This window comes from Streptomyces sp. G45 (assembly GCF_049542095.1).
GTDB lineage: Bacteria > Actinomycetota > Actinomycetes > Streptomycetales > Streptomycetaceae > Streptomyces.
Window position 1 is genome coordinate 8,758,254 of the sequence record NZ_JBMUZU010000001.1, and the last position, 20,147, is coordinate 8,778,400.

Consider the following 20,147-nt stretch of genomic DNA (forward strand, 5'->3'; position numbering starts at 1 on the left):
GCGCGGGCCGGTCCGGTCGTCACCGCCCGGGGCCGTACGCCCCCGCGTCCCTCACGACACCGCCGCGGCGGCCAGCCACCGCTCCCCGGCCGTCCGCCACAGGCTCCGCGGGGAGCCGCACAGCCGCGGCAGCGCGTAGGCGGCGCGATAGAGCCGGACCACGTCCGGGTCGCTCGTGCCCGCCGCGCCGAAGGCCTGCACCAGCGTGTGCGCGCAGTCCAGCGCCGCCGCCACGCTCGCGGCCGCCGCGGCGGCCGCGGCATGGTGCTCGGGGCGGCCCCGGTCCTCGTACCAGGCGGCGTGCCAGACCGCGATCCGGGCCAGGACCAGGTCGAGGGCGGCCTCGGCGAGGCGGTGCGCGGAACCCTGGAACTCGATCTGCCGTCGGCCCGCGATGACCCGGTCGGCGGCCCGGCCCTGCGCCACCTCCAGACACTGGCGGCCGACTCCGACCGCGTACGCCGCGCACAGCAGCACGTCGTGGTCGGCGGTGGCGACCGGCGGCGCGGGGGCCGTCACGGTGTCCTCGGGCGGCGTGCCGGGGTGCGCCTCGCGGTAGGCGTACGCCGCCCGCACGGCCGCGATGTCGTGGCAGCCCGCGCCCAGCTCCTCCAGCGCGAGGCACCACCCGACGAGCCCGCCGCGGTCCAGGGCGTCGACGACACCGGCCGCGCGCAGCACCGCCCAGCCGCACCCGGCCGTCTCCGTGCGCCCGTCGCGCACGGCGTCCACGAGGCGCCGCTGGTCCAGGTCCAGGTCCAGATTCACCGTACGGCCCCTCCGATCGGGAAGTCATGGGCGATGAGGTCGAGTTGCTGCTCCTGCGGGCCGCCGGAGACCGTCAGCTCGGGGGCCTCGGCCACGGCCGCCCGGAGCGCGGGCGTCGGCGGCAGCTCCTCGCCCGCCCAGCGCGCCACCGCCTGCCCGGCCCGCGCGCAGGCCAGCTTGGAGAACGCGATCAGGACCTCGTCGACGTCCAGGTCGTCGGCGGTGTGCATGGTGTGGAACGCGAGCGCGCGCGCCCCCGCCAGCCGCGCCCGCAGCCGGACCAGGTCGCCCGCCCCGGCCGCCCGCTCCTCGGACGGCAGACGCCGGAACTCCTCCTCGGCCGCCGCCAGCCAGGACGCCGCCCGCGACAGGCACTCGAACCCGGCCCGCTCGAAGCTGATCGTGGACGGCAGCAGCGACCAGCCCCGGTGCAGCGGCCCCACCAGGGACTCGGGGCCGACGTACGCGCCGTCCACCGTCACCTCGAAGTACGGGTCGCCGAGCGCCCGGGGCAGCGGCGTCATGCGGATCGCCGGGTCGGCCAGGTCCAGCAGGAACAGGCTGATCCCGTCGTACCGGTTCAGCCCGGCCCGGGTCCGCGCCGAGCACAGGGCGACACCGGACCGGTCGGTGGCCACGCTCCACGTCTTGACGCCGGTGATCCGCCAGCCCTCGCCGTCCGGGTTGGCCGTGGCGCGGATGGCGGCGGCGTCGCTCCCGGCCTCCGGCTCGGACAGCAGGAGGCTGCCGAACAGCCGCCCGGCCGCGATGGGCGGCAGCCAGCGGGCCTGCTGCTCGGCGCTGCCGAAGGCGAGCAGGGCCCCGCCGAGCGCCTGCACCGTCACGATGTGGACGACGTCCGGCAGGCCCCGCGCGCCCATCCGCTCGGCGGCGGCCACGTGGTGCGCGAGGCTCAGGCCGCGCCCGCCGAACTCCACCGGGTAGTGCACGGCGAGCAGCCGCTCGGCGCCGAGCAGCGCGAACAGGTCGAGGGGGGCCGTGCCCGGGGGCGCGGAGTCGAGGACCCGGTCCACCTCGTCGGCGAGCCGGGCCTGCTCCGCGTCCAGCTCAGGACGCATGGCCGACCCGGCCGTTCGCCCGCGCCTGCTCCACCGCCGCCGCGAGGTCGCGCAGCACCGGTGTGGCGTACACCCAGGACACGCGCAGCCTGAGCCCCGTCTGCCGGGAGATCCGGCCGACCAGGTGCATGGCGGAGATGCTGTCGCCGCCCACCGTGAAGAAGTCGTCGTCCAGTGTCACGTCGGGTCGTTCGAGCAGTTCCCGCGCGAGAGTGAGTACCAGCACCTGATCGTCCATCATCTGTCCTTCCGTCACGTGGCAGCGGCGTCGATCGCGTCCGACAGCAGGGCCCGGACCTGGGGCGAGCCGAGCGGGTCGGCCGCGGCGTCGACGGGGCGCACCGCCGCGTCGGCGGGCTCGGTGAGCAGGGCGCCCAGGTCCGGCGGCGGTCCCACGGCGATCACCAGGGCCCCGGCCGGGGCGGCCGTCGGGGCCGACGCGCTCGCGTCGAGGAAGCGCAGCCAGGCCCGGTAGCGGTCAAGGAGGCCGTCCACCATCTCGTACGCCGTCTCGTCGCCCCCGTACTGGCGCACCAGGCCGTCGCGGGTCTTGTTGAGGACCGTCTCCCACTGCCGGATGTCGCCCGCGGCGAACTCGTCGTACGCGGGCGCCTCGCACCCCAAGGTGCGGCAGAGCTTGGTCAGTTCGTAGTGGATGACTCCCGTGGTGATCGGATACGGGTCGACGAGCACGGCACGGGCTCCCGCGCGCTCGGCGAGGTGGGCGGCGAGCGTGGCGCCCGCGCAGTACGCGACCACCACGGCGGGCGCCCGGGGCCGCTCGGCGAGCAGCGCCCGCGCCTGCCGCTCGACGGTGAGGGCCCCGGCGACGTGCCCGACCAGCGGGTCGACCCGGGACAGCCGTGCGGCGCCGGGCGACGCGGCCGGTCCGGCCAGGAACCCGAAGTCCGTGGTGCCGCCGGTGCCGGGAAGATCGAGCGCGAGGACCTCGTTCGGCATGGGCCCATTGCCTTTCCACGGGGGCGGTGAGGGAATTCCGCGCCTCATCATCAAGGGGCCGGGCCCGCGCCGGATAGGGGCTCGGCCGCTTTGATCAGGCGGCGTTCAGGCGTCGTTCAGCGCCCACTCAGCCCTTGCTCAGAATTCGCTCGGAACCCTTGTCCGGCAATTCCCGGCTGCCATTATGGCGAGGACTTCCGCCGCCCGCCGGGCGGAAAACGGGCCGAGGAAAGGGCACCGGATGGACGGCATGTGGGAAACCCTTCAGACCGGTGGGAGCAGCGTGCGGGTCAGGACCGCGGGCCTGGTGCCGCGGCCGGAACGGGTCCACCTGTGGCCGTCGGTCGGCGAGTACCCGGTCTACGACGCCTTCCTGTACCACGCGATGCTCGCCGACCGGCACCGCAACGAGCTGTTCCGCGACGCCGTCACGCGGCAGGCGCCCGGCGCCGCCGTCCTGGAGATCGGCTGCGGCCCCGACCTGCTGTGGTCGCTGTGCGCGGCCGACGCGGGCGCGGACCGGGTGGTCGCCGTGGAGAGCCTGCCCGACAGCGTCCGGGAGGCCGAGGAGCTGGCCCTTGAGCGGGCGCCGGGCCGCGTCCGCGTCGTCGCGGGCCTGTCGACGGACGTCACGCTCACCGACCGGGCCGACCTGTGCGTCGCCGAACTCGTCGGCTGCATCGGCGGATCCGAGGGCATGGCGCGTGTGATCGAGGACGCCCGGCGCCGCCTGCTGCGGCCGGGCGCGCGGGTGGTGCCGCACCGCGTCCGCACGCTCGCCGCGGCCGTCTGCCTGGCCGACCTGATGCCGCGGGGCCCTGGTGTGCCGGAGGCCCTGGTGCCGTACGTGGAGTCGGTGTTCGACGCGGTGGGCGGCTTCTTCGACCTGCGGATGTGCGTCGGGGGAGTGGGGCACGAAGCGCTGCGGTCCACGGTCGACGCCGTGGAGGACCTGCGGTTCAACGACGGCGACTGCCGCCAGGGCGGGCCGCTGCGCCTGACCGTGAAGCGGCCCGGCCGGGTGGACGGGCTGCTGCTGTGGCTCGACCTCCAGGGCCGCGCCGACGGCGCGCGCCTGGACACCCTCGCCGTGCGCACCAGCTGGCTGCCCGTCTATGTGCCGTTCCTGTGGGCCGAGCCGGTGGCCCTGGGCGTCGGCGACGTCATCGACCTGCGTGTCACCTGCGACCTCAGCGCCGATGGCGTCCACCCCGACTACCGCTTCGCCGGGGAGGTCCGCCGCACCGGCGGCCAGCGCGTCGACGTCACGGCCGAGTCGCTGTACGCGGGGCCGGAGTTCCGGCGCTCGCCGCTGCACGCGGCGCTGTTCGCCGCCCCGGAGCCGACCGGGCCCGCCGCGGCGGCTGCCCCGGTCGCCGCCGCCCGCCCCCGGTAGCCGCCCAGCGAGCGCTCGGCGGCACGCCAGTGCGCCTTGACGATCCGCGTCGTCAAGGCGCACTGGCGTGCTTCGCGAGCCGGGGCCCTGGTGTCCCTCGGGTCCCTTGTGTCCCTCGTGTCCCTCGTGTCAGGGACAGGTCTCGGGCGTGGCGTGGCGGTGTCCGGCGGTCGTCTCGCGGGCACGGGGTCCGCGCAGGACCGCACCGGCGGCCGCGGGCCGGGGCCCGCGCGGGCTCGTGCCGTAGCTGTTGGTGACCGACTCCGGGTAGTGGTTGGGCCCCTCGCCGTTGAGGACCCGCTGGTGCAGCGCCACCAACTCGGGGCTGGGGTCGAGTCCGAGCCGGTCGCGCAGGACCTGCCGGGCGGTGGTGAAGGTCCGCAGGGCGTCGAGCCGTCTGCCGACCATCATCAGGGCGATCATCAGGTGGGCGTAGGCGGTCTCGCGGTACGGGTTCCTGGTGACGAGTTCCTCCAGCGGGGGGATCGCCTCGCTGTGCCGCCCCATGCCGATCAGCGTGGACGCGTACTCCTGTGTGGCCTCCTCGTGCAGCTTCACCAGGCGGTTCCGGTAGGCCGTCAGGCGCGGGCCGCACTGGACGCCGCTGAGTGGCTCGGAGTGCCACAGGCGGCGGGCCGCCTCGAAGTGGCCGACCGCGTCGTCGATCGCGCCGTCGTTCAGGACGCGGCGGGCCTCGGCGACATGCGCGATGAACCGCTCCGCGTCGATGAGGTGCGGCTGGAGCCGCAGCACGTACTTGCCGTGCAGGTGCCGTATCTCGGTGCTGGCGAGACCGGCCGGGTAGCGCAGGGCGCGGCGGATGCGGGAGACGTAGACCTGGATGGTGTTGACGGCGGTCTTCGGCGCCACGTCGCCCCACACCTCGTCGACGAGGTCCGCGACGGTCACGTACGTGTTGTTGTGGGCGACCAGGAACGCGAGCACCGTCTCCACCTGGGGGCTCAGCACGACCTGGCTCGTGGTCCTGACCTCGAGGCCGCCGAGGAGGGTGACGACGGCGCCTTCGTCGCGCGTCACCAAGGCGCGCCTTCCGCTGTGCGGCGGGCCCGGGCGGGCCGCCGCGCGGCGCGTGGCCGCGGTGGCGCGGCCGGGGTGGTCGGTGGCGGGAAGCGGTGCTGCTCGTGCTTCCGCGAGTGCGGGTCCGGCATGGAGGTGTCTCCTCGTGGTGCTGGTAGAAGGCTGCGTTCCCGCGCGGGCCGCCCCGGGTGGAGCGGCTGACCGCCGCCCGGCGGCGCGCGTGGCGTCGACGCGTCACCGCCCCGAGCGGGGGAGCGGCGGCGCTTCCCAAGGTGAGGTGTCAGGGGGCCGCGTGGACGGAGCCGTCCGTGGGCCGGGGCGGTGCGGAAGCGAAGCGTGCGCAGGGGGCGGGCGGGCCCGCGCACCACAGGTCACCTACGTGAGGAGCCCCGCGCTCCTCCCCCGATTCCGGTGCGATGTCCATCCGGCCTGTGATGCGGCACATAGGGCTGTCCATTCGTCCGTGCCGGTCGGCACACCGCGACGGACAGACAGAAGGGTGCGGTGCCCCCCGGCTTTTCACCGAACCCGGTCGACCCTAGCAAGGCGACCCGGCCGGAAAATGTGACGGAGACAATTCCGGACCGCGCGCCCGCACACCGAAAGGGGCGGGAAACAAACAGACGCACCGGGAATACGGACAAGGCAGCGCCGCCACCTGCGCGCTGGCCGCGTCCGGATTCCACGAGATCGGGCGCGGCCGACGCGGAAGCGGGCACGGCCACCCCTGCCGTGGACGTCATGTCTGATACGAGGTTGGCCGGGGAGCCCACGCGGGCCGGTACCGGTCAGACGCGGATGACCTGGGGTCCCAACAGCGTGTAGCGCTGCGCCTCCGCACTGGACAGGCCGGTGTCGGTGACGATCGCCTCGAAGTGCTCCACCTCGCCGAACCGGCAGAAGCTGGCCGCACCGAACTTCCCGTGGTGGCCGAAGAAGATCCGCCTGCGGGACACCTCGATCGCCTTGGCCTTCACATCGGCGACGACCGGGTCCGGGGTGGTGAGCCCGTACTTGAGGGAGATGCCGTTGGCCCCGATGTAGGCGAGGTCGATGACGAGGCTCCCCAGCATGTTGCAGGCCCACGAGCCGACCGTCGCCACCGTGCGCGCCCGCACCCGCCCGCCCAGGAGCAGCACCGTCACGTTCGGGGACTCCACGACCGCGGCGGCCGTGGACAGCGAGGCGGTCACCACGGTCAGCGGCTGGTCGGTGGGCAGCCGGGAGGCCAGCAGCTGCGGCGTGTACCCCTCGTCGATGAAGACGGTCTCGGCGCCGTCGAGCATCTTGGCGGCCTCGGTGGCGATGCGCCGCTTGTCCTCGACGTGCATCGTGACGCGCTGCGCCAGGTTGGTCTCGAAGCCCGCGCTCTCCACCGGGTAGGCGCCCCCGTGGGTGCGCCGGACCAGGCCTCGGCGCTCCAGCTCGCTCAGGTCGCGGCGGATGGTCTCCGGGGCCACCCCGAACTCCGCCGCCACGGTGGTGACGTCGACCTTGCCTTGTCGGCGGACGAGCCCGAGCAGTTGGTGGTGGCGTTCCGCTGTGCGCATCAGAGTTCCCCGGCTCTTCGCAGATGGCCTGGTCATGGCTTGCTGGTCACGCTTCCCGCCCGCGCGGGCTTGTCGTGCCGGACGGGCTCGCTGGTGTGAGTTTTATATCGCCGCCCGCTCCGTGGCGTCGTGCCGAGCGGGCGCCGCGGCGCGTTCCGCGCCGGGACGTGTCTGAAAGCGCCCGCTCGCCGAGCGCCCCCGAACGCGCCGCGCCCCACCCGGGATCACCGTCCCGTCCGGGCCGTGGCGGAGCCCCCTCACGAGGCGCCGCGCGGACGCGGATTCGAGGCCCGCGAGGCGGAACGGGACGCGGGACACGAGGAGGGGACACGGCGCGATCATGCCGCTCACCCTAGAGCGCCGCCGTCGCGTCCAGCGAGGAGCACCGCGCCGCGCCGGGCGCCCGGCGCGGCGCGGGCACGGGCCCTCGGGCGGGCCAACGCCTGTCAGGAGTCGGCGGGTTGGGGCTCAGCGCGGAGGGCGTACGGCCACGTCGAGGTTGTCGTCGGTGTCGCCTGGCGCCGGGTTCGCTGTCGCCTGGCACCGGGTTCACCTGAGTGCGGCTGCCGAGGTGGCGTCGGCCTCGATGACGTCGCAGGACCGCACCTCGGCCGCCAACTGGGTCAGCGTCCGCTTCCTCGACACCTACGGGTACTACACCCCCGCCGTCGAGCCCCAGGACTTCGATGCTCTGCCCCGTGCTGCTGACCCAGCCAGCTGATGACCGCTGGACGCCCCACCACCTCAGCGTGCCCGCCCTCTCCCGCGTCCCCAAGGTCCCCGTGGACACCGTCACGCTCGAAGGCGCGGGCCACTACCGACTCGAAGACCCCGGCCTCCAGCAGATGGAAGACGCCATCGCGGACTTCGTCACCAGGAACACCGCCTGGCCCGACCACCCCTCGTCCGGGGCCTCACCCGGGGCCGCGCATGGCCGTCCTCCGCCCGAGTCGGCGCGCACCCGATCGGGGCGGACGCGTGGCCGACCCGGTCCGATGCGGGGCGCACGGACCCTCTGGAGCACACGGACGTTCTTCCGTACGGTTTCGAAACGGTTTCGAACCGCGGCGAGTCCCCGCGCTGTCCAGCCGTCACCACGATCGGTAGGGGCTTCTGGCCTCGCTCTACGGCCAGGTGGCGCTTGGCTCCACCTGGTCGAGCCCCGTACATCTGCGGTTCCCGCACCGATCACCTGGGACGTTGATCGTGCGTTGCGGAACACCACCCCAGACCGGAAGAGCCGCTGATGCAACGACGTCGCTTCGCCACCGCCCTTACTGCGGCCCTCGCCGTCCCCGCGGCGGCCGGTACCGCGCACGCCGCCAGCGGGCACGGCGGCAGCGGCCACAGCGAGGAGCGCCTGACCCGGGCGATGCTGGCCGCGCTGACCGAGGCGCTCGGCGGCGACCGGGAGACCGCGAGAACACTGGTGCCGCTGCTCCAGGACGTCGGCTTCGACTGGGAGCCACCGACCGCGCGCCTGGACAAGGTGGACTTCATCGTCGCCTACGGTTTCGGCAACCGTCCCCCGGCAGGCGGCGGCGACCCGACCAAGGTGCTGTTCGAGCCGGGCCCGGTGAACGAGGAACTGGCCGAGACAGTCGCGCGGATCCGCCGACAGCGGGACCTGCCGGTGTACGCGCAGTGGGAGATCGCCCGGTTCCTGGACTCCAAGTACGCGATGAAGAACGTCACCTCGATCGAGCCCGTGATCGCTCCCGACGGCACCATCACCTATCTGAGCACCGACGGCGTGGCCCAGCAGGTCGCCGAGGCCCGCAGGAAACTGCCCGGCGGCCTCGGCACCGCGGGCGTCGTCGGCTTCCGCGACCACCTCAAGCGCTGTGTGCAGACGACGAAGGACCGCGGGATACCCGCGTTCGCGCCGCGCGGGTTCACGATGCCGAAGACGTACGATCCGCAGTCGGGCCAGGCGTGGACACGGCGCCGTGACGTGTACCTGGTGAGCGACATGATGGCGCAGTGGTCGGTGCTGCGGCAGAAGGTGATCTCCGAGGCGTACCCCAACGGCTGATCGCCGGACAACGGCTGCGATACGTCAACCCAGGTTCACTGGGGGCGCATATGCGGCCGTCCGTGGCACGCCTGGTGGAGGGCGACGGGGGGGCCGGGGCTCTGATCCGCCCCGCCCGGTCTCTGCTCACCCCTCCCGCACCAGGGGCATGCGCGGGCTCGGCATGCCCGGCGGATCGCACGGCCGAAGCGCCATCTGTCGAAGTCCCGCTACTACGAGGGAAGGTGGGCAAGCCATCGCAGGATCATCACGTACGAGCGGTACCGACCTGGTGAGCGGATAGTACGCGGGACTGGCCGATGGCGAGCGTGGACTCCACGCCCCGGCCAGCAACTCGGCTGCTCCCGGGGCGTCCTGACCTGCGAAACCTCACCTCACTGGCGACGGCAGACGCCGTCCGCTGTCCCTGCTGATCGAGCCGGGCACCCCCGGACGCGGGCTGACCGCTGAAAGACTTCTCGCGCGTCTGAAGCATTTCCCATGAGGCAGGGAAGCACGGCGGCCGATCAAGTACCCCTTGCACCCGAAGAGACCGGCACGGGCTACGCCTTGGGACAACTGGCCGAAGACGGCACGGAGGGTGACGATCGGGGGAGATCGTCGGCCAATCCGGCACCGGGCGTGGCTGTCCCCCTGCGGGGCGCTCCGGGTTGGTGGTCCGGAGCTCGTCCAGGGAAAGTCGATCAGTCGCTGACGGACTGCTCGTGTAAGCGGGTACTGCCGATCAGGTGCGCCTTGGTTCGGTTCAGGACTCCCACATGGACCGCGTTCGCCAGGACGAGGTCCGGGTGGCCCGAGGGTGCCTTCGGCCGGATGGACTCGAACTCACCGGCCCCCACTGGAGTCGGCGCGTCGAACTCCTGCGTCAGGGCTCTGATTCCCCGTCCGCAAGCTGCCCACTGACCCGGCCAGACCGGTCCAGGCTGTCCCCGAGGGCACCTTGGCGTGCACGTCGTACGGATCATCTGTGTGCCGCGCCGTCAACCGCTTCGCGACGCCAGCGAGGGCAGGCAGGGCCATCCCGGCGCAGGCCAGGGTCCAGGTGGCCCCTACGGTCCGCGAGCGCTTCACCAGCGTGGCCCAGACGGCGCCCTTCGTACGCGGTGAGCAGCGGCCGCGCGGTTCGTCAGGGGGACGTGGCGCGGAGGCAGACCGTTCGGCTCACGGCAGCCGAGGGGCAGGGGATCGGTCCCGGTCACCAGGAGATCGAAACTGTGCTGGGCGACGCCCGGGGCAGCGGCCCCTCGCCCGGAGTGCGTCGGGTTGGGGACGCCTCCTTTGAGGTGGGTGACTCGTCACGAGGCCTCCGGGAGCCATGATCGCCGCCAGAAAACGAGCTAACGGTCCGCTGCGTCACCTAAAGGGTGTGGTGACCAGGCCCGGCCGTGCGCGACGCGCAACGCGTTGCGTGGCCGCGTGCCTTTAGCATCCACGCGGGATAAGCCGCCGCCGTCGTCGTGCGGCAAGGAAACGGGCATCGTGAGCGGTCCCTCCCCGCACGCGGACCACCGCAGCCTCCCCGAGGACGAGCGTGACGGCGCGGGGCCAACCCCGCACGCGGGGACCACGAGACTGGTGCAGGATTCCTGCACGGATTGATGGGGCCAACCCCGCACGAGCGGGGACCACGGTGAGCGCGGCGCGGATCGTCAGGACGATCTGGGACCACCCCCGCACGCGCGGGGACCACACCGGCGGCAGGAGCTGAGCGACCCTCGACAAGGGACCACCCCCGCACGCGCGGGGACCACACGAACTGACCAGGCACGTTAGCGGCGGGGACCCCGGTTTTCACTCACTTTCAGAGAAACGGACATTTCCTTCCCTGCGGTCTCGGATCGCGCTGCACGAGCCGACAGCCCGCCATCTACAGGGAGTCGTAGGGAGCCGTCCGGAAGGCCAACCCAGATCCCTCGCCTTGGATCAACGCGACCGTTCATGAACGGCACGCCCCAGTTCTAGCAGTTCAGGTAGGCCGCATGGAGGGCTTCCGGTGAGCGTCAAGTCACCTGCACCATCCGCCGCTGTCCAGCGCCCGTGCCAAGTCGCGCGGAGCGCTCTCACCGGTCGAGATCGAAGGTCTCAACGATCCCCGGCCTCTTGAAGCGACAAGAGGAACCGGAGACGCCACACCCCCACGAAGATGAGAACGGCCAGCGTGACGCCAGCTGGTGGCCCGACGCGGTCCTCACTGCCGTCGCGAACTACTGCCAGCCTCGCGTGCGCGGCCGACGAGGACGAGGCTCGCCCCGCTGCGGGCAACGCCCTGATGGCCAGCAGCCGAGTCCATGGTCCATGCCACGACTCGTGCGGACACTCGCCGTAAGAGTCCTCCGCCCTGCCGACGGGATCGCACCGCCCGGCGGGACCGAAGGAACGGCGGCCGAGCCCGGCCCCGGGCCGGAGCCTCAACCCCCCCTCACCGGCGGTCGGCCCGCCGCTGCCGGACCCCACAGCACGAGGCGGAGCCCAGGGGCACGGTCGCTCCCGTCGATACCGTGGTCGCGTGCGTGGATGCCCGGTCGTTCGGCTGGGCCGAGACGTCCCCTGGAGCGTGCTTCTCGGCCCTACCGGTCTGCTCGCCTGCGTCGCTGACAGCGAACGCGTCGAGCCGTTGCTCGGCTCGCGGGTCTGCTGCCGCTCGACGAACCCCCATTGCCCCAGACAACGGCGCAGCGGCACGTCTCCGTGCCGCTGTTCATCCGCCCGCCCCCACGGTGGCGGCCGCAGAGCGGGATGGCGACCGCGCTCCACTACCGGGAGTGCGAACGAGGAGCCCTGCGGCCGCTGGCACAAGGCGCGCCCGAAGCCGGGCGAACCCGAACGCCCCGAGCACCCAGGTCTCGTACCGACCTCCATCCACGGCACCGACACACGGTGGCAGGCGCGCTGACGAGATGGGGACGGCGAACAGCGTTCCAAGAACTATCCGAAGGACGGGAAGCTGGCCGCTTTTGCCCCGCAACGCGGCCAGCGCGCGGCGGCCGCCGAGGGCCGGGATCCCCTGCCGCATCCTGCCCGGCGAAGGAGGAGTGCCAGGGCAGCGGAGGCCGACCAGGAGACGGAGGCCGAGGACGCGCCGCACCGTGGAGACGTACGGGCACCGCCTGCGTCGCCACGCGGTTTCCCGTACTGGGGCCCCGGCCGGTGAGCGAGGTGAAGCGGGGCGAACAGCGGGTGGTAGCGGAACAGCGCCGCGAGACACACACGCCTGGCCGAGGCCCTGGACACCTGCAAATACCTCATCCGCGCGCCGAGCGCGAACGGTGAGGCGACGGGCCGGGAGTCGTACGGGGACGTCGCCGTGGACCGTCATCACGGATGCGCACGCGATGTGTGTCCCAGATGTGCGTCCTGGAGGACCACCCAACACATTTACGCAGCTCAGGCGCCCTGACCGAGCCCCCTCCACGGTCCCTGCTCCGCAGGTCGCGGACGAAGACGTCGCCGCGCGGTTTACGTCCCCCGGTACGAGGTTGTCCGCGGCGGAGTGGAAGGCGATCAGCCGCCCGTTCCCGCTCAGGCGTGGCGTGGGCCGAGGGCACGGTGGGCCGGGCGGCCGTCCGCGCTCGGCGGCCCTGACGCGTTTGACCGGCGACGGCGCCCGCTCCGCCCCCCCGCGACCGCCAAAGGGCCCCCATACGCACCACCGGGACCCCGGCGTCCACGCGGCACCCAGCCGGTGCGGCGCCACGCCCGGACCCCGTCGGGCACACAGAGCCCCCGTCAACCACCGCGTGGTGTGCGCCCGTTGGCATCCGGCGCGAGCCAGGCGCCCGGCGCGCCGGTGCGCCTCAGTTCCCCGGGCGCGGCCCGCGCCACCCGTCGACGCGTGACCGACGGCCGGGTACGCATGAGGGGAACCGCGCCGAGCAGCGTGCTCGCGGCACGCGGGAAACAGCACCGTGGGGGGACCACATGGCCATCATCGTCACCATCGACATGCCCGGCGTCGGCCAGGAGGCGTACGACGCCTGCGTGCAACGCCTCACCGGCGGCGGCGAGTTCACCGCCGTCGACGACATTCCCGCGCACGGCCTCATCTCCCACGCGGCCGGGCCGGTCGACGGCGGGTGGAGGGTCGTCGACGTGTGGGAGTCCGAGGACGCGCTGGAGAACTTCGCCAAGATCCTCCAGCCGATCCTCGCGGACCTGGGCCTCGGCGACGCCGAACCCCAGGTCATCCCGGCGCACAACGTCGTCACGAGCTGACGGTGTCGAACGCAGGAGGAGGGGGAGCGGGGAGCGGCCGGGGCCCTGTCGGCCCCGGCCGCCAAACCGGGCCGCCCCACCTGGCCTACCCGGGCTCGCCAGGCCCACCGGGGCCGCCCCACCTGGCCTACTCGGGCCGGGCCGCACCCGGCTCACGCGGGCCACACCCTCGTCCACCCGGACCGCACCTGGCTCGCCCGAGCCGCACCCCGGTCTGCCCGGCCCGCACCCGGCGCCGGATAGGGTCACCGGCATGATCGTGTGGCTCAACGGAACCTTCGGCGCGGGCAAGACGACGACCTCGAAAGCGCTCGCGGCGCTGCTTCCGGACGCGCGGATCTTCGACACGGAGACCGTCGGATACCTGCTGCGCCCGGTCCTGCGCGACGCCGCCCCCGTCGACGACTTCCAGGAGTGGCCGCCCTGGCGGGCCCTGGTCGTGGAGACCGCCGCGCAGATCCTCACCTACGTCCAGGGCGTGCTGGTCATCCCCCAGACGGTCCTGGTCGAGCGATACTGGCGGGAGATCCACGACGGCCTGACCAAGGCGGGCGTTCCCGTACGGCACTTCGTACTGCACACCGACCCGGACACGCTCGCCCGGCGCATCGAGGGCGACACCGTCGAGACCGGCGCCCGCCAGTGGCGCCTGGACCACATCGCCCGCTACCAGGAAGCCCTGCCCTGGCTGCGCCGCGCAGCCGACGTCATCGACACCACGCACCTCACGCCCGCCCAGACCGCGGCGGCCGTCGCGGCCGACGTGCGGCGCGGCTGACCGCCACGGCCCGGGCCCGGCGCCCCGGACCTACGCCTGCTCCGGCCGCCGCACCGGCAGGGAGCCCACCGGGCATTGGGCGACGCCCACCGTGTCGCGGGTGAACGACTCGACGTTCTCCGCGGCCTTCGCCGGGTCGGTGACCCACAGCCGGTAGAAGTCGAACGGGCAGTCCGCGACGCCCCGTTCGCCCTCGTCCGCCGCGTGCACCCCGGAGTAGCCGCGGTGCAGCAGCTTGAACAGGTGGTTCTGCGACTGGTCGTGGGCGCGCGCGTCACGGATCGCGGACACCGACAACTGCGCGTACTGCACCCCGTAGTCCTCCTCGCCGGTCTCGCCGAGCGTGCGCCCGTCGAAGCCGATGAGCGCGGAGTGCCCGAAGAAGGAGTACACGCCGTCGAACCCCGAGGCGTTGGCGACCGCGACATAGCAGTTGTTCGCCCAGGCCATCGCCCTGGCCATGAGGACCTGCTGGTCCTTGGCCGGGTACATATAACCCTGGCAGCGCACGATCAGCTCGGCGCCCTTCATGGCGCAGTCGCGCCAGATCTCCGGGTAGTTGCCGTCGTCGCAGACGATCAGCGACACCTTCAGGCCCTTGGGGCCCTCGGTCACGTGCGTGGTGTCCCCGGGATACCAGCCCTCGATGGGACACCAGGGGAGGATCTTGCGGTACTTCTGCGCGATCCGGCCCTGGTCGTCGATGAGCACCAGCGTGTTGTACGGGGGCTTGTGCGGATGGTCCTCGTGCCGCTCGCCGGTCAGCGAGAACACGCCCCAGACGCCCGCTTCCCGGCAGGCGGCGGCGAAGACCTCGGTCTCCTCGCCGGGCACGCTGGACGCGGTGTCCAGCATCTCGCCCGGGTCGTACATGATGCCGTGGGTGGAGTACTCGGGGAACACGATGAGGTCCATGCCCGGCAGGCCGACCTTGACGCCCTTGACCATCTCGGCGATGTTCCGGGCGTTCTCCAGCACCTCGGCCCTGGTGTGCAGCCGGGGCATCTTGTAGTTCACGACCGCGACCCCGACAGTGTCCGGGCCGGAGGCGATGTCGCCGTGGCGCATCGCTGGCTCCTTCCGTTGCGTCGCCCTACAGGTGTCCTCCGCCCAGCGAACCCCTCGGGCGCACGGCCTGACAAGCGCCCGGACACGGCTACCGGCCCGCAGCGGAACCAGCGCCACCGAACCGCTGTGCGAAGATCGCCCGATGAACGATCTCCGCGTGCGCCCGGCCGCCGAGGCCGACCTGCCCACCCTCGTCCGCCTCCGCGACGACGCGGCCCGCTGGATGCTGGCCAGCGGCATCACCGGGCAGTGGCGCCCGGGGGAACTGGACGAGGACCACTTCCGGCAGGTCATGGCGCACGGTGAGGTCTGGCTCGCGGAGAGCGGCGGGCGCGTCGCCGGAGCCTGGGAGCTGTGGTGGCGGGACGAGGCCGCCTGGGGCCCGCAGCCGCCCGTGGCCGGATATGTGCACCGGCTCATGGTGGACCGCGCCGCCGCCGCGCCCGGCACGGGACGGCTGCTCCTGACGGCCGCGGAACGCCGGGTGGCCACCGCGGGCCGCACGCGGGTCCGCCTGGACTGCCTGGCGGGCAACGCGCGGCTCAGCGCCTACTACCAGGACGCCGGTTACCGCGTCGTGGGCCACAAGGAGGGCAAACCGCAGCCGGGCGGGCCCCCGAAGTCCTTCACGCTGCTGGAGAAGGAGCTGCGGCGGCAGGAGGAACCGGACGCCTAGCCTCTCCCGGCGCCCCGCGCACTTACCTGAGGGGTCATCGCGCAGGACCGCGCACCCCGGCGAGGATGACGGCCCCGCCGCTCCGGCCGTCGGACGCGCGAGGAGAGATACGGAGAGCCGACATGTCGACGGACACCGCCCCGACCACCCGTGCCGTGGTGGAGGAACTGCTGCGCCGGATCGCCGAGGGCGACCCCGAGCACGTCGCGGAGCTGTACGCCGAGCACGGCGACTGGAAGCTGAACTGGCCGCCGTCCGAGCACGGCCGGACGGCCACCCCGTGGATCCGGCACCGCGCCACCCGCGCCGACGCCGTCGACCACTACCGCCTCCTCGCCGAGTACCACCTGCCCGAAGGCGTGGCCACCGAGGTCGAGCGGATCCTCGTCGACGGGATCGACGCCGTCGTGCTCGGCGAGATCCGCCAGACCGCCCGCCCCACGGGCCGCGCCTACCGTGCCCGGTTCGCGCTGCACGTGACGGTCGAGAACGGCCTCGTCACCAGGCACCACGTGTACGAGGACAGCCTGGCCGTCGCACGGGCCTTCGAGCCGGGGGAGCCGCGGGCGCCGCACGAGTCGGGCGATCCCGGGGAGTCGGGCGATGCGGGTGAGCCGGGGGAGTCGGGCGATGCGGGCGAGCCGGGGGAGTCGGGCGGGCTCGGCTGAGGACCGTGCGGCGGAGACGCACCGGGCGGGTCCCCGCCGTGGAGAACGAATCGCGTCAAGGTGTGACGGGTCGTCATCAAGGCGAAGAATCCTAGCGGGCTGCCGGAGTTCTTCGCCTATGAGTACGGTGCTGACATGCACTTCAACGGGGCGGACCAGCAGCGAGGACACCTCCTGCTCATCGCCGGAGACATCGCAGCGCGCCGACGCACCGTCCAGGTCGAACCCAGCGCCAACCTGGCCGCCCTCTCACTGGTGCCCGTGCCGGTCCTGCTCGCGACCGACGCCCCGGCCGACACCACGTACCTCGACGGCCCCCGCGACCAGAACGCCCTGCTGATGAAGCTGCGCACCGCCGCGGCCACCCCGGGCCCCCTGCTCGTCTACCTCTCCGGCCGCCTGACCGTGGACCGCCGCAGCCAGCGGCCCTATCTCGCCCTGCCGGGCACGACAGCCGCCACCACCCGCTACACGGCCCTGCCCTGGGAGTGGCTCGGCACCGAGCTGCGCAACCGGCCCGCGGGCTGGACCACCGTCGTGTTCGACGTCGCCGCGGACAAAGGGGCCTGGGAACTGGTGGGGGAGGGCGGCACCCTGCCCGCCCTTCCCTCCGCCGAGGCGTACGGCGTGATCACCCCGCCCGCCTTCTCCGGCCACGGCGGCGTCAGCCCCTACACCCAGGCCTGGATCGAACAGCTGCGGAGCGATCCCAGGAGGCCCGCCAACTCCACCGTCCACGCTCTGACCATCGCCACCGCCTCGCTCCCACCGGGCACCGTGATACTGCCCCTCACCCCTCAGCTCGGCGCGCCCCCGGCCGAGGCGCAGCGTACGAAGCCCAACCCGCGGCGCCTCATCGCCCGGGACACCGGCTTCCTCCCCCGTCGGCGCAGGCCCGAGCCCGCCGCCCCCGCACGCACCGGCGACGGACCGGGGGTTCAGGACGCGGCCACCACCCACCTCCCGCCCCACGCCACCCACCAGCGGGTCCAGGAGGCGCACCACCCCGTGCGGTCCACCTACCGCCCGCAGACCTCGCCGGACCCGGCGCCGCAGCCGCGGTCGGCCCCTGTTCCGTACGTCCCCCAGCAACCCGCCGCCGTCCAGGCACCGCCAGCGCCAGCGGCGCAGCTCCCCGCCCCGGTCCAGGCGTCGCCGACCGCCGCGCAGCAGCACGACCCGCGCCCCTACATCGCCGCCGCGGCCCAGGCCGGACGCCACGAAGAGGCCGCCCAGACGGCCCTCGCGTGGGAACAGCACGCCCAGCGGACACACGGACCCCACTCCCCGCAGGCCACCCAGTGGACCGAGATCCGCGCGGACCTCGCCAAGATGTCCGGCGACCTCGCGCTCGCCGCACAGCTGTGGATCGCGGCAGCCCGCGACCGCCTCGCCCACCAGTCCCCCCACGCCCCCGAAGCCCTCAACGCGGCCCGCAGCGCCCACTACTGCTGGACACAGATCACCGACCCCTCCCAGGCCCGCGCCACGGGACCAGAGCTGATCGACCTGCTGCGCCAGCTCCCCGGACTCGACCCCCGCCAGCTCCCCGCCGCGCAGCAGCACCTGGAGTCCCTCAACAACGCACCCAGCGAACCCACGACACCCACCGGCCGCTCCTGACCGGACCGCTCACCCCAGCCCGCTCGGCGCCGCACCCAGCATCCCTGCACGCGGCGCCCGCGCGTCACCGTTCCGTAAGTCCCGACGGCCTCGTAGCCGTGGGACCTGACGGCCCCGTATCCGTACGATCCGACGGCCCCGTACGGAAGGCCGTGACCGCCCACAGCGCGAGCCCGACGACGCTGAACGCCGCGCCCAGCGCGCAGACCGCGCCCCAACCGGCCGCCGTGTAGAGGGAGGTCGCGGCGATGGCGCCGGTGGCGCTGCCGACGGAGTAGAAGACCATGTACCCGCCGATCAGGCGACTGCCCGCCTCCGGGTGCAGGGCGTAGATCAGGGTCTGGTTGGTGACGTGGACCGCCTGGACGGCGAGGTCGAGCAGGATCACGCCGAGGAACAGGGCCCACAGGGAGCTGCGGGCGCATGCCAGGGGCAGCCACGAGGCGGCGAGCAGGGCCAGGGCGACGCCGGTGGTCCGCCGGGACAGCCCGCGGTCGTTGAGGCGGCCCGCCACGCCCGCGGCCAGCGCACCGGCGACGCCGATCAGGCCGAGCGCCCCGATCTCGCTGTGCGACATGGAGTACGGGGCCTCGCTCAGCGGCAGCGCGACGCTGCTCCACAGGGTGCTGAACGAGGCGAAGACCAGCAGACCGAACAGGGCCCTGAGCCGCAGGAGCCGCTCCCGCGCGAACAAGGTGACCGTCGAGCGCAGCAACTGGCCGTAGCGCAGGGCGGTCGGCGGGGTGGCGCCGTGGTGCGGCAGCACCCGGGACAGGACCAGGGCGAGCAGCGCGGTGAGCGACGCCGAGGCGACGTACACCGAGCGCCAGCCCGCGAGGTCGGCCAGTACGCCGGACACGGTGCGGGCCAGCAGGATGCCGACGACCACGCCGCTGGTGACCAGGCCGACGACCCGGCCGCGCCCGGCGGGCGGCGCCAGCGACGCGGCGAAGGCCACCAGGGTCTGCGTGACGACCGCGAGCAGCCCCGTCGCGGCCATGCCCACGAGCAGGACCGCCGCCGTGGGGGCGGCGGCCACCACGGTCAGCGCCGCCACCAGGAGCAGCAGCTGCGTGACGACGAGCCGTCTGCGGTCGGTCACGTCGCCCAGCGGCACGAGGAAGAACAGCCCGATCCCGTACCCGACCTGCGTGAGGGTGACCACGCTGCCCACGAGCGCCGGGCTCATCGCGAGGTCCTGGCCCATGGTCACCAGGAGCGGCTGGGAGAAGTAGACGTTGGCCACCGCGGCGCCACAGGCGACGGCGAACAGAAGGACGACACCACGGGACAGGACGAAGGCGGAATCCTCCTCTCTGTTGGGGATTCGGGCCACGCAGTCGCTGGTCATCAGCGCCCCTCCACAGGTCTGGTTGCAACTTGCCACCAGCGCGACGGTAGACCCCTTGGTAGCATGTTGCAACTGGATGGGGTGCCCGGATAAGGGTGCCCTGGGCGGGGTGTCCCGTTGGTGGAGTGTGTGGAGAGTGGAGAGCGAGGAGCGCGATGGTGAGCAGGACCCGCTTCGACGACAGTGCGTGTCCGGTCGCCCGGTCGGTGGACGCGATCGGTGACTGGTGGTCCCTGCTGATCGTGCGGGACGCCTTCGACGGGAGCCGCCGCTTCGGAGAGTTTCAGCGCAGCCTGGGCGTGGCGAAGAACATCCTCAGCGCGCGCCTGCGCGCCCTGGTCGCCGGTGGCGTCCTCGAATCCGTCCCCGCGTCGGACGGCAGCGCCTACCGGGAGTATGTGCTCACCCCGAAGGGCAGGGCCCTGTTCCCCGTCATCGTGGCACTGCGGCAGTGGGGCGAGCAGAACTTCTTCGCCCCCGGGGAGCCGCACTCGGAACTCGTCGACCGCCGACAGGGGCGGCGCCTGCGCCCCCTGGAAGTGCTCGCCGCGGACGGGCGGCGGCTCGACCCCGACGACACCGCCGTCCAGAAGGTCTCAGGCTCGACGCGGCCTGGCGCGTCTCCGTCGCGTACCCAGCCCTGACCCGCCTCACCGCACCCCCGGTGACCGCCGAGGGCGACTGGGCCCGGCACCAGCCGATCGCCGACCCGCGTCGCCCGCGTACTCCAACGCGGCCGCGACGCAAGGCAGTTTGAGCCGCGCCCGGCGCTGTCCTGGCAGGTGGCGGCCATCATCGCCCTCAGCCACGGCACGGCGGAGGACAGCGCCCCGCCGCCGACGCCACCCCCGCTCCGCACGCCGGACTCCTGCGCCTCCTCGCACCGGACAGCGCGCAGCCCTGACCAAGCCCAGACGCCTGCGGAACCCGCCGCCCGCCGCGCTC

The 20,147-nt window shown here is 73.2% G+C and carries 16 protein-coding genes and 1 pseudogene; 9 read left to right on the forward strand and 8 right to left on the reverse strand.

The features are described from left to right. Window positions 1-51 precede the first annotated feature (51 nt). Genes ACOBQU_RS37325 through ACOBQU_RS37340 form a run of 4 tightly spaced genes read right to left on the reverse strand, consistent with a single transcriptional unit; the run spans window position 52 to window position 2,807 of the window. Entirely contained in the window at window positions 52-768 is a 717-nt protein-coding gene (locus tag ACOBQU_RS37325; RefSeq protein WP_423633648.1) for an acyl-CoA dehydrogenase family protein, read from the reverse strand. Beyond that, window positions 765-1,847, reverse strand: coding sequence for an acyl-CoA dehydrogenase family protein (locus tag ACOBQU_RS37330; RefSeq protein ID WP_423633650.1), 1,083 nt, complete (start codon window positions 1,845-1,847; stop codon window positions 765-767). The genes ACOBQU_RS37325 and ACOBQU_RS37330 overlap by 4 nt, the downstream gene beginning before the upstream one ends. Continuing rightward, entirely contained in the window at window positions 1,837-2,073 is a 237-nt protein-coding gene (locus ACOBQU_RS37335; RefSeq protein WP_423633652.1) for a phosphopantetheine-binding protein, read from the reverse strand. Before ACOBQU_RS37335 ends, ACOBQU_RS37330 begins: the two co-directional genes overlap by 11 nt. Before the next feature lie 26 nt (window positions 2,074-2,099). Next, entirely contained in the window at window positions 2,100-2,807 is a 708-nt protein-coding gene (locus ACOBQU_RS37340; RefSeq protein WP_423633654.1) for a hypothetical protein, read from the reverse strand. A 241-nt stretch (window positions 2,808-3,048) separates the two neighbouring features. On the opposite strand from ACOBQU_RS37340, the gene ACOBQU_RS37345 reads away from it, so the two are divergent. Continuing rightward, a complete protein-coding gene (locus ACOBQU_RS37345; RefSeq protein ID WP_423633655.1) occupies window positions 3,049-4,203 on the forward strand; it encodes a class I SAM-dependent methyltransferase in 1,155 nt (384 codons plus the stop codon). A gap of 129 nt (window positions 4,204-4,332) precedes the next feature. Here the strand turns inward: ACOBQU_RS37345 and ACOBQU_RS37350 are convergent, their stop codons facing one another. Both ACOBQU_RS37350 and ACOBQU_RS37355 read right to left on the reverse strand, forming a co-directional pair. Then, complete coding sequence (locus ACOBQU_RS37350; protein WP_423633656.1) at window positions 4,333-5,241, reverse strand: AfsR/SARP family transcriptional regulator; 909 nt, start codon at window positions 5,239-5,241, stop codon at window positions 4,333-4,335. A 788-nt stretch (window positions 5,242-6,029) separates the two neighbouring features. Then, on the reverse strand, window positions 6,030-6,791 hold the full coding sequence (locus ACOBQU_RS37355) for a DeoR/GlpR family DNA-binding transcription regulator (RefSeq protein ID WP_423633658.1): 762 nt from the start codon (window positions 6,789-6,791) through the stop codon (window positions 6,030-6,032). A 586-nt stretch (window positions 6,792-7,377) separates the two neighbouring features. On the opposite strand from ACOBQU_RS37355, the gene ACOBQU_RS37360 reads away from it, so the two are divergent. The 4 genes from ACOBQU_RS37360 (at window position 7,378) to ACOBQU_RS37375 (ending at window position 13,816) form a co-directional block, all read left to right on the forward strand. Further along, window positions 7,378-7,512 (forward strand): hypothetical protein, encoded by a 135-nt coding sequence (locus tag ACOBQU_RS37360; protein WP_423633660.1) that lies wholly within the window; start codon window positions 7,378-7,380, stop codon window positions 7,510-7,512. Window positions 7,513-8,037: 525 nt separating this feature from the next. Beyond that, window positions 8,038-8,826 (forward strand): hypothetical protein, encoded by a 789-nt coding sequence (locus tag ACOBQU_RS37365; protein ID WP_423633661.1) that lies wholly within the window; start codon window positions 8,038-8,040, stop codon window positions 8,824-8,826. Window positions 8,827-12,744: 3,918 nt separating this feature from the next. After that, the gene (locus ACOBQU_RS37370) at window positions 12,745-13,038 is read left to right on the forward strand and encodes a hypothetical protein (RefSeq protein WP_423633663.1); all 294 of its coding nucleotides are present in this window, start codon (window positions 12,745-12,747) and stop codon (window positions 13,036-13,038) included. Window positions 13,039-13,291: 253 nt separating this feature from the next. Further along, window positions 13,292-13,816, forward strand: a complete 525-nt coding sequence (locus ACOBQU_RS37375) for an AAA family ATPase (RefSeq protein WP_423633665.1) — start codon at window positions 13,292-13,294, stop codon at window positions 13,814-13,816. A gap of 30 nt (window positions 13,817-13,846) precedes the next feature. On the opposite strand, the gene ACOBQU_RS37380 is transcribed toward ACOBQU_RS37375, so the two are convergent. Beyond that, window positions 13,847-14,884 carry an aliphatic amidase gene (locus ACOBQU_RS37380; RefSeq protein WP_423633667.1) on the reverse strand — a complete coding sequence of 346 codons (1,038 nt, stop codon included), beginning with the start codon at window positions 14,882-14,884 and terminating at the stop codon, window positions 13,847-13,849. 142 nt (window positions 14,885-15,026) lie between these two features. Here ACOBQU_RS37380 and ACOBQU_RS37385 point away from each other — a divergent pair, with 142 nt between their 5' ends. The 3 genes and pseudogenes from ACOBQU_RS37385 (at window position 15,027) to ACOBQU_RS37395 (ending at window position 17,851) form a co-directional block, all read left to right on the forward strand. Next, on the forward strand, window positions 15,027-15,560 hold the full coding sequence (locus ACOBQU_RS37385) for a GNAT family N-acetyltransferase (RefSeq protein WP_423633668.1): 534 nt from the start codon (window positions 15,027-15,029) through the stop codon (window positions 15,558-15,560). Window positions 15,561-15,682: 122 nt separating this feature from the next. Further along, a pseudogene (locus tag ACOBQU_RS37390) lies at window positions 15,683-16,111 on the forward strand (nuclear transport factor 2 family protein); the annotation flags it as partial. Window positions 16,112-16,363: 252 nt separating this feature from the next. Then, on the forward strand, window positions 16,364-17,851 hold the full coding sequence (locus ACOBQU_RS37395; RefSeq protein ID WP_423633670.1) for a hypothetical protein: 1,488 nt from the start codon (window positions 16,364-16,366) through the stop codon (window positions 17,849-17,851). A gap of 64 nt (window positions 17,852-17,915) precedes the next feature. Here ACOBQU_RS37395 and ACOBQU_RS37400 read toward each other — a convergent pair whose 3' ends face one another. Beyond that, window positions 17,916-19,202 (reverse strand): MFS transporter, encoded by a 1,287-nt coding sequence (locus ACOBQU_RS37400; protein ID WP_423633672.1) that lies wholly within the window; start codon window positions 19,200-19,202, stop codon window positions 17,916-17,918. Between the two features lie 155 nt (window positions 19,203-19,357). Here ACOBQU_RS37400 and ACOBQU_RS37405 point away from each other — a divergent pair, with 155 nt between their 5' ends. Then, entirely contained in the window at window positions 19,358-19,846 is a 489-nt protein-coding gene (locus ACOBQU_RS37405) for a winged helix-turn-helix transcriptional regulator (RefSeq protein ID WP_423633674.1), read from the forward strand. Window positions 19,847-20,147 lie beyond the last annotated feature (301 nt).